Source organism: Methanocalculus sp. (assembly GCF_029762515.1).
Taxonomy (GTDB): Archaea; Halobacteriota; Methanomicrobia; order Methanomicrobiales; family Methanocorpusculaceae; genus Methanocalculus.
In genome coordinates, this window is the sequence record NZ_JARVGN010000049.1 from 1 (window position 1) to 8,449 (window position 8,449).

Below are 8,449 nucleotides of genomic sequence, written 5' to 3' on the forward strand. Positions count from 1 at the left end.
GATCGCTTGGGCTCCGGACCCTGCCCGGCACCGACCGGATCACCAAGGAGCGGTTCAACCGGATGATCCCGGACCATTACGTATCGCGGATCGATCTGATGATCGAGATCATCAAGCGGTACTCGATCCAGGTGGCCCGGGAGAAGAACCGGTCGTTCCGGTTCTTTTACTGGAAGTGCCTGGAGTAGGGAGAGGTAGGGGGTATGGAAAGTATGGATGAATGGATAGATGGAAGGCAGGTATGGATGAAGGAAGGAGGCGAACCAGGTATCGGGGCATCCTGGGAGGTAATGGATCGTCACCTCAATTACCTGACAAAACAGAGTGAGCAGTACTATGCGGACAGGTACCTCCATTCGTATCAGATGTGATCTCAGGGATCAGCTGGAATCCCTCAAACACCACCCAAAAGAGTCGTACAATGATGTTATCGAGCGCCTGCTCAGGCTTGCCATTGATGATGAGCCGCTCGGAGAGGAGGCAGAGATCGGCCTCGAAGAAGCTCTTAAAGAGATGAAGGCAGGGAAGTTCATCCCCGAATCCGAGATCATGAAGGAGTATGGGATTCGTTGAGGACTGAGGCGGTCTGCCTATCGGAGTCTCTGATTGTTTCTGAGCAGTTGATCGGGCTCTTCGCTGATCTGTTGCGGGTTTTACCCAGGGAACAAGCCATCGTCTGGCTATTTGGTATTTGAACAGGCAGTAGGATCTGTTCACTCAGGCGCTGGATATCCAGAAAAACTGGGGAATCCTCCACCGCCCCTCTCCCCGTCCGCAGATGCTTCGCAGGGAGGTTGTACCGGGGGATCGCAGATACGGCGCAGGGTGGGGCGGGAATGCTTTGTAGGATGCCAGAAGCAGATAAAACCCGATTCCTTCAGAATCGCCTTTCAGGTTGCTCTGATGAGCAAGGGTTTATCACCTCTGTCATCCGGCTCCCTTCGCCACCCCGCCCCCCGATACCCGCGCCGCACCTGCTTCATACTACCCACAGGAAATAGCGAGCAGGCATAAAAAATTCGGTTGAGAGGGAGGAGGGATCTGAAACAACAAATGGGCGCGAAGCGCCAGTTATCCTCATGTGCGGGGCGAGCAGCCCCGCCTGGTGGCCGCGAGGCCGCCTTCACCGACATCCGGAGGGGGATGGCAGTGCCCCCCCGAAGGATGTTTGGTGACTCGTCCACTCCCACCGCCCTTTATCCTTCCGCACCAGCTTTTTGTCACTCCTCATGATCCGGTTGTTGCATCGTGATCGATCCCCTTGGGTGGATGAGTGGGGGGTAAGTAATGGGTCAGTGGCAGGTAAGTAGTGGGCGAGTAGTGGGGAAGTAATGGGTCAGTGGCAGGTAAGTAGTGGATAAGTTGGGCGAGTGGTGATTCAACACCCCTTTCACACCTCACTCCGCGAGCGGCAAAAGCTTTAATTAAGGGGCAATTCACTTTCAGGGTGCACGGTTCATCTCTTATTACCCATACTGCATCCTTAATGGTATGAGTACAGAAACAAGCCTTACCAGTTCATCGGTTGTTAAAAGCAGTTCCCGATTATTCTCAAAAAACCTCGCCTTCTCCGATAAGCCGCTCATAAAAGACCTTGATATCCTCGAATGCGATCACATCCCCGACCAGGTGCTCTTCCGCGATCCTGAGCTTGAGGAGATGGCATTCCTGATCCGGCCGGGCCTCCGGGGGCAGCGGCCGGCGAATATCTTCTGCCGGGGGCTCCCCGGTACCGGGAAGACGACCTGCATCCACCACCTCTTCGCCCAGATCAGGGATGCCTCGCAGACCCTGATCCCGGTGTACGTGAACTGTCAGCAGAACAGGACTGCATTTGCGGTCTTCTCCACGATCTACCGGGAACTGGTCGGCCATGCACCCCCAAGCTCCGGCGTTCCCCTCAGGAAACTGGTGGATGCCGTCGCAAAGGCGCTTCAGTCCGGGAGAGAATCCGGGGGAAAATCTGGGAGAGAATCCGGGAGAGAATCCGGAAAACGATCAGAGAGGCAGGCACCGGCACAATCCCAGAGACAAAACCAGAAAGGATCCGGGAGACCTGTCCTTCTTGTCTGCCTTGACGATATCCACCACCTGATCCATGAGGGGACCGACACCCAGATCCTCTCCTCGCTCCTGCGGATCCACCTCGACTATCCCGGCTGCCGTGTATCGGTCATCCTTGTCGAGAGCGATCTGGCACTTGACATCTCCCGCAGGCTGGATCCATCGGTCATCTCGAGCCTCTGCTCAGAAGAGGTCTTCTTTCCCCCCTATACTGCAAACCAGATCCGGGGCATCCTGAGGGAGAGGGCACGGCAGGCGGCCTATCCGGGGGCGATATCGCCTGAGATCCTCGACCTGATCACCCACAGGACCAAATCGACGGAGCCGGGCGATCTCCGGGTCGGCATCGACCTCCTGAAACGCTCCATCCTCAGGGCCGAACGGGCGGCCCACACCACCGTCACCGAAGAGGACGTTGCCGCCGCCTACGGCGATGCCCGCCTCACCCACCTCCGGGGCCTCGTCTCGGTCCTCACCGAAAAGGAGCGGACGCTCCTCTCGGTCATCGCCGGGATGGTCGAGGAGAGTGAGATGGCAGCCAGGAAAAGGTATGAGGAGGACAGCGAGTATCGGGAGCGTGGGGAGTATGACGGCTCCAGCGGGTATAGCGGGTATGGAGGGTATGGAAGGTCTGAAGAGGATGGAGGATATCAAGGATATGGAGAGGATGGAGGATATCGAGGATATGGAGAGTATAGAGAGTATCTCGAGCCCCTGCCCCCGACATCCGGCCGGATCTTCTCGCGGCTCCAGGAGGTGCTGGCAGCCGGGCATTACGAACGGCTGCGGCAACAGCGGGAACACCGTGAGCAGGGAGATCAGCGGGAACACCGTGAGCAGTACCAAAAACTACAGCCGCAGCGAGCCGCCGAACCGCAGTCCGGAGAGCTGGCGGCATGTGCCGAGCCCGAGCCGGGATACCGCACCGGCAGTTGCCCTCATGGAGCGGATGCCCGGATGCAGGATGAACAACAGCGCACCGAGCACCACCTCACAGAGACCCAAACCCCTGAACACGAGTACCCTGAGCTCCATCATCCCGAGACCGAGCCCCCCACTCACGCCATCTCCTATACCACCTTCTACGAGCTGCTCAGATCGCTTGCCACCTATGCCCTCATCAGGATCACGATCCGGCAGGCGAAGGGGCGGACGAGCGAGGTCACCCTCCGGTACCGGGCGAGCGATGTGAGGAAGATGCTGGAGAGGAGGTGAGGTTTCGATAAGGATCGGGGAAAGAAAGAAGATGAAAGGATGAGATTGCGACAAAAGCACTCATCTTATTTCATTGCTTATTTGATTGATTATGGGAGTTATTTCTTGTAAATAGACACGAAACATCGAGATACAAAACAACTATGTAGTACAAATACTAAGAAGTGATTATTATGACTGCCGAGGCTAAAAAAAGAATTTATAACCCAGTTACCGGCAAATATTACGAAGTTCGTCAGAGATCAAGTAAATATGGACAGAAAGGTCAGATCACCGGACTTTGGAGTTCATCCACAAAAAGAGAGTAAGGAAAGGATGTATTCACCTCAAAAAAAGCTTAATCTAGGTCTTTTTTATTGATACCATCATCATTTAGCATTGGACTCTGCGCAAAGGGAGAATTCTATTTGATTGTTCATTAAAAAAGATGGAACTCCAGATCCTGATAAAAATGAGGCATCTTTCACAGCCCTTTTACAGCCGTATGGTTTCAGATGCCTTTTTCGAGAGTCGAATAGCCTCCTGGAGCAGCTCACGCCCTTCTCTCGTATCATATGGTTTTTTATTATATCTGTGGAAGGTGAGAGCGTCCTCTCCAGTTAGTTCAAGACCTAATTCAATCTCTTTTGCCATGAGAAGCCTCATTAATGATTTGATGAAGAAGTCGCAGGTTGGGGTTGTTCTTCTGGTTGTAGTATTCTCATGAGCAACTATAAAGACCTGACTTTCCGGTTTTATACACCCCCTTTAGAACTTAGATATATTTTCGAATTTGCTTTGCTAAAGCATATGCTAGTTCGACGGGGACAGCATTACCCACCATCTTATATCCATCAGCTAATGACGTATAGTAAAAAATAAAATCATCTGGAAAAGTCTGAATTCTTGCACACTCCCTTACCGAAAGCCGGCGATATAAATTCTCTGAGCCGGATATAAAAATATGCTTATCTTTATGAATTTTTTTCATTGGAGGGGCTTGCGGATGAATTGGAGCATGCCGGCCACCTGCCTGTATTGTGAAGCTTTGCTCATTCCATCCTCTAACCCTATTCCTTGACAAATAAATTGTTGAAAAGTTACCAATGAAATATTCATGGTTAGGCACTCTGCAATAATTCCCGTTAGTCCGATTTTTTTCAAGAGCTGGAATGGCCGTATCCGTTAAATCGCCAATTGCCTCTTGTAATGTAATCTTCTTGTTTGAAGGAGGTGGGAATTGAAAGTCAACATTGAGATCATGCCGAAATCCGACATAGAAGACACGCTTCCTATCTTGAGGCACATTGTATTCCTTTGCATTTAGCATTTTGATGAAGACATCATAGCCTTTGCCAGCGGTTGAAAACAGGTGAGTGATGTTTCTTACAGCCTGTGAGTTCCTTTTTGCCATCATGCCCGAGACATTCTCTGCAACAAAAAATTTAGGCTGCTTATCCTTTAGGATACGGATAAATTCAAAGAATAACTTTCCCCTATCATCATTAATGCCTCGAAGTGCGCCAGCCTCAGACCAGCTCTGGCAGGGTGGACCGCCGATTATGCCATCACATTCAGGCAAGGAAGAGGAAGGGATTTCTCTAATATCACCAGGAATAAGAGTGTTTTCATGATTCTTCTTATATGTTTCCCAAATTGTCTTATCAAACTCATTTGCGGCAACGATTTGAAAGCCGGCTTTTTTAAAGCCTAAGTCCATGCCTCCTGCTCCAGCAAATAAGGAGATTAGATTCATAATAAACATCTATATCTTAAAAGATATCAACTTCGCTTTTTTTAGTTTTGCAGGATTATCAGGTGTTTTGATCTCGATATCCTTAAATTTCAGATCGGGTGTTGCCTTTACCATTTTTTCAAATAACTTTCGATCACTTAAGCTGAATGATTTATATTTTTCATTATTTATCAAAGCCATATAGTTAAAATCTTTGGAATCATCTGAACGATAGAAGTCCTTGAAAACTTTCATTGGGTTTTCAATGCCCCACATTCCTCGAATTCGCAGATGTGTAATTCCTAAGGGATCTACTTTATTAACTCTGCCCAATTCTTTTGTCTCAGAAAATTCTACGCTAGTTGTTGTTGAAATGCCAGCAGAAACTGTTTTTTTAATTCTCTCATATATTTCAGCACTTGCAGCATAGTCAATTCCATAAAACATGCATAAGCTGGATAATTTATTGCCTTTGACTACACCAACTGCATAAATAATATCCTTTTCATCCCAAACTTCACATTCCCGGCAAGCGCTCGTTATCATAGAACTGCTGGAAAAAAGCTTTGCCTTTGGATAGGATGAGTTTAAGGCTAGCCCAGAATTTATATTTTCAATCTTTTTCACCTCAACGGCATCGCCTCCTTTAAGGATAAAGTCTGGAGGGTGATTCTGGGTGCCCAGATAGCTAAAAAAATTACTAAAAGCTAAATCACGTTTAATTTTATCCGTTTCTTTGATTGTTCCTGAAAACATATCCTTAACATATTCTTCGAGGGCCTCTCCCATGTTATTTGCTCTATTATGGCTGGTATAATACTCATTAATCTCTGTAATGGGTGTTTTTACAATATTCATGATCGCTATAAGGATATTGGTTTTCACAATTAACTCTCCCGCATCTATATTATCACAGGTGTTGAAGATCCATATATTTATTCATGGAAATAGTGCACAGAAGACCAAAAACCTTATTATTTTTTTCGCGATATTCAAGCCAATGACTGATATCTTCTCGAAAGAGCAAAGAAGTAAAATAATGCGTAATATCAAATCGCAGGATACTAAGCCGGAGCTGGCAGTCAGAAAGTTTCTTTTCTCTCATGGATTTAGATACAGGCTTCACCGCAAGGATCTTCCCGGAAAGCCTGATATTGTCCTTCCAAAATATAAGACTGTAATTTTCGTTAATGGATGTTTCTGGCATGGGCATGGATGTAAAATTGGAAGCGGAAAACGGAAGCCACAAACTAACATTGGCTATTGGCTCCCGAAGATAGAGAAGAATATTGCAAGAGATAAGGAAAACTATGCCAAGCTCACATGCGATGGTTGGGATGTCATAGTAGTCTGGGAATGCCAGACAAAAAAGAATGAAAATTTAAAACATATTTTTCATGAGCTAATTGAGCAAAAAAATGCTAATTTTTCTGATTGAGTAGAGAATAATGATCGCATTCACATAAATAAAACAACAAAGAGACGTCAGTTACTTTAGGATAATATTTCTTGCACAAAATTTGGATCAATTGCGAATATTGTCGTGGATCGATTTTCTTTATAGCTATGCATATTTAGATCACCATCAAGCGACATTGCCGCTATATCGTTATCATCTTCTCTTAGTACTACATGCCAATCTGGATTCAAGCCACGGATGGAACTCACCACATTAGTATTTCTATCCTTTATCCTTACATGAAACAATCCATTTCCAAGGGTTACTTTTTCAACAATGCTCCCAATTACATCGTTGGGCCAACGTGGATCAGGAACTTGCTGACGGCTAATCCAATAATTTGGACAAATAGGCCTATATTGGCAATAAGAACAGTTATCTGGATCCGGAGATGAAAAAATTAGATACATATCTTTTAAATCATTCTCTTTGTTTTGTATTTTAGAATTTATATAATTAAATAGAGTCCTTGCCTCTTCCATTAGTGCATTGCATTCAGAAGCGGTGAAAGAAATATCGTGCTTTTTGCCATCTAGGTCAATAATTAACAATTGATCTGGCCAATATCCATACTCATCGAAGAAGAGCCTAGCATAGAGTTTCAATTGTGTTTTATATTCCTCATTAATTTGTCCGCTTCCATCTTCTTTTAACAGTTTTCCTGTCTTGAAATCAACGATAGCTACTTTATCATCCAAATGCATTATCGCATCAATATATCCGCCAACAATTTTATCGCTAGACTCTAGCCATTTTTCTGAGCCAAAAGGGGAGGTATTATACGGCTCATTCATAATGCTTTTTTCATTATTAGGTAAAATTACTTGGCTTATTGTGCGCCAGCACTTTTTAACTTTAATATCAAAGTGATATGCTTTTTCACTTAAGGGGAAATGGCGCTTATTTATCCAATGAGAATAAAGGGATTCATCTTGCCGTTGTATTTTCAAATCCAGATGGTTGTTAAAGTCTTCAAGGGTTTTAATTTGCCCATTATTTGCATCATCAAGCAATTGATGCAAAATAGTCCCTAAAATTGCTTGAGGATTGAGGGGTAGGAAAGCATCTTGCTGATTAGATGCTAATATAGAACGTAGATTGCATTTTTTTAAAAAAGTGAAGTGGCTTGGGCTTATCCTTATAAGAGGTCTCAATTGAATTAATCCGGATAATCTCCACCTTTCATCCATAAAATTAATCATCTCCACTTATAAGCCATTTATAGCAAGTGCTTGGCCTTCTCAATAAATTGAAGGTATCAATATAAGTTATCTTTGAGGATTCGCATTCGGCGCTTGCCTCAGCTAATATGCTCCGAGGATTATATGTATCCCAGAGCGGATGGCAGATAATTCCAATATTATCGTCTTTACGCACTATAGGAAGATGCCCATTTTCAGAAAATATGCAATTATATGCATCTCCAAAATCTTTTGCAAGCTGCCTGGCGAAATTAAGCCAGTTATCAAGCTCTGGATATCTAGATTCATTTCCAAGCATTTCTATCGAATCGATTCCGCAGTTATGAGAGGGATCATATAGAATTCTTAGATAGGATATGCCCAGCCTCCAATCTAAAAGGCTATTATACTGCATTTTATTATACGACATGAGGCACTTATAACAAGCGGATTTACACTCAGTCCTATGGTTTTCTGATAATAAGGACCAAGAAAAGGAATCAATATCAATCGGATTAACAATCGATTGTAGAATATCATTCCAATTATTTGAGATCCAGTTTACAAATCCAGCTCCATTTTGTAAGCGGTCAGCAAATGCAATTTCACCTATTAATGAGTCGCCGACCCGGCTTATACTATATTTTGTAACCTCAATTTCTTCAGGATCAATATCCAGATTGCTCGCAACCTGGCTTTGAATTATAAATGCAGCAGAGTATAAAGCGGCCTTAATAGTTGATTTTTTTGACAATGGATTGAGTGTTATTCCTTTTGGGATTAGATTAGGCTTAATTTTTAAGATATCGGTTGATT

General features: G+C 45.1%; 11 protein-coding genes. 6 read left to right on the top strand and 5 right to left on the bottom strand.

Translation table 11 applies throughout. The features are described from left to right. From QCH34_RS02870 to QCH34_RS02890, 5 genes are all read left to right on the top strand, one after another. On the top strand, positions 1-188 hold a 188-nt coding region (locus tag QCH34_RS02870; RefSeq protein WP_300329780.1), incomplete at its 5' end, for a hypothetical protein. A gap of 24 nt (positions 189-212) precedes the next feature. Continuing rightward, a complete protein-coding gene (locus tag QCH34_RS02875; protein ID WP_300329783.1) occupies positions 213-371 on the top strand; it encodes a hypothetical protein in 159 nt (52 codons plus the stop codon). Next, positions 337-573 (top strand): hypothetical protein, encoded by a 237-nt coding sequence (locus QCH34_RS02880; RefSeq protein WP_300329786.1) that lies wholly within the window; start codon positions 337-339, stop codon positions 571-573. The genes QCH34_RS02875 and QCH34_RS02880 overlap by 35 nt, the downstream gene beginning before the upstream one ends. 918 nt (positions 574-1,491) lie before the next feature. Further along, positions 1,492-3,279 (top strand): AAA family ATPase, encoded by a 1,788-nt coding sequence (locus QCH34_RS02885; RefSeq protein ID WP_300329788.1) that lies wholly within the window; start codon positions 1,492-1,494, stop codon positions 3,277-3,279. A 173-nt stretch (positions 3,280-3,452) separates the two neighbouring features. Continuing rightward, positions 3,453-3,587, top strand: a complete 135-nt coding sequence (locus QCH34_RS02890) for a hypothetical protein (protein WP_300329791.1) — start codon at positions 3,453-3,455, stop codon at positions 3,585-3,587. 166 nt (positions 3,588-3,753) lie between these two features. Here QCH34_RS02890 and QCH34_RS02895 read toward each other — a convergent pair whose 3' ends face one another. The 3 genes from QCH34_RS02895 to QCH34_RS02905 form a co-directional block, all read right to left on the bottom strand. Then, positions 3,754-3,924: a hypothetical protein gene (locus QCH34_RS02895; RefSeq protein WP_300329794.1), complete on the bottom strand. Its 171-nt coding sequence runs from the start codon at positions 3,922-3,924 to the stop codon at positions 3,754-3,756. Between the two features lie 109 nt (positions 3,925-4,033). Then, positions 4,034-5,014 carry a DNA cytosine methyltransferase gene (locus tag QCH34_RS02900; RefSeq protein WP_300329797.1) on the bottom strand — a complete coding sequence of 327 codons (981 nt, stop codon included), beginning with the start codon at positions 5,012-5,014 and terminating at the stop codon, positions 4,034-4,036. Positions 5,015-5,023: 9 nt separating this feature from the next. Next, on the bottom strand, positions 5,024-5,878 hold the full coding sequence (locus tag QCH34_RS02905) for an NgoPII family restriction endonuclease (RefSeq protein WP_300329800.1): 855 nt from the start codon (positions 5,876-5,878) through the stop codon (positions 5,024-5,026). 115 nt (positions 5,879-5,993) lie between these two features. Here QCH34_RS02905 and vsr point away from each other — a divergent pair, with 115 nt between their 5' ends. Beyond that, positions 5,994-6,431: a very short patch repair endonuclease gene (gene vsr, locus QCH34_RS02910; RefSeq protein WP_300329803.1), complete on the top strand. Its 438-nt coding sequence runs from the start codon at positions 5,994-5,996 to the stop codon at positions 6,429-6,431. 56 nt (positions 6,432-6,487) lie between these two features. Here the strand turns inward: vsr and QCH34_RS02915 are convergent, their stop codons facing one another. Together QCH34_RS02915 and QCH34_RS02920 are read right to left on the bottom strand one after the other, a co-directional pair. Then, positions 6,488-7,642 carry a PD-(D/E)XK nuclease family protein gene (locus tag QCH34_RS02915; protein WP_300329807.1) on the bottom strand — a complete coding sequence of 385 codons (1,155 nt, stop codon included), beginning with the start codon at positions 7,640-7,642 and terminating at the stop codon, positions 6,488-6,490. 4 nt (positions 7,643-7,646) lie between these two features. Continuing rightward, positions 7,647-8,449 (bottom strand): hypothetical protein (locus QCH34_RS02920; RefSeq protein WP_300329810.1); only part of this gene is annotated, 803 nt, incomplete at its 5' end.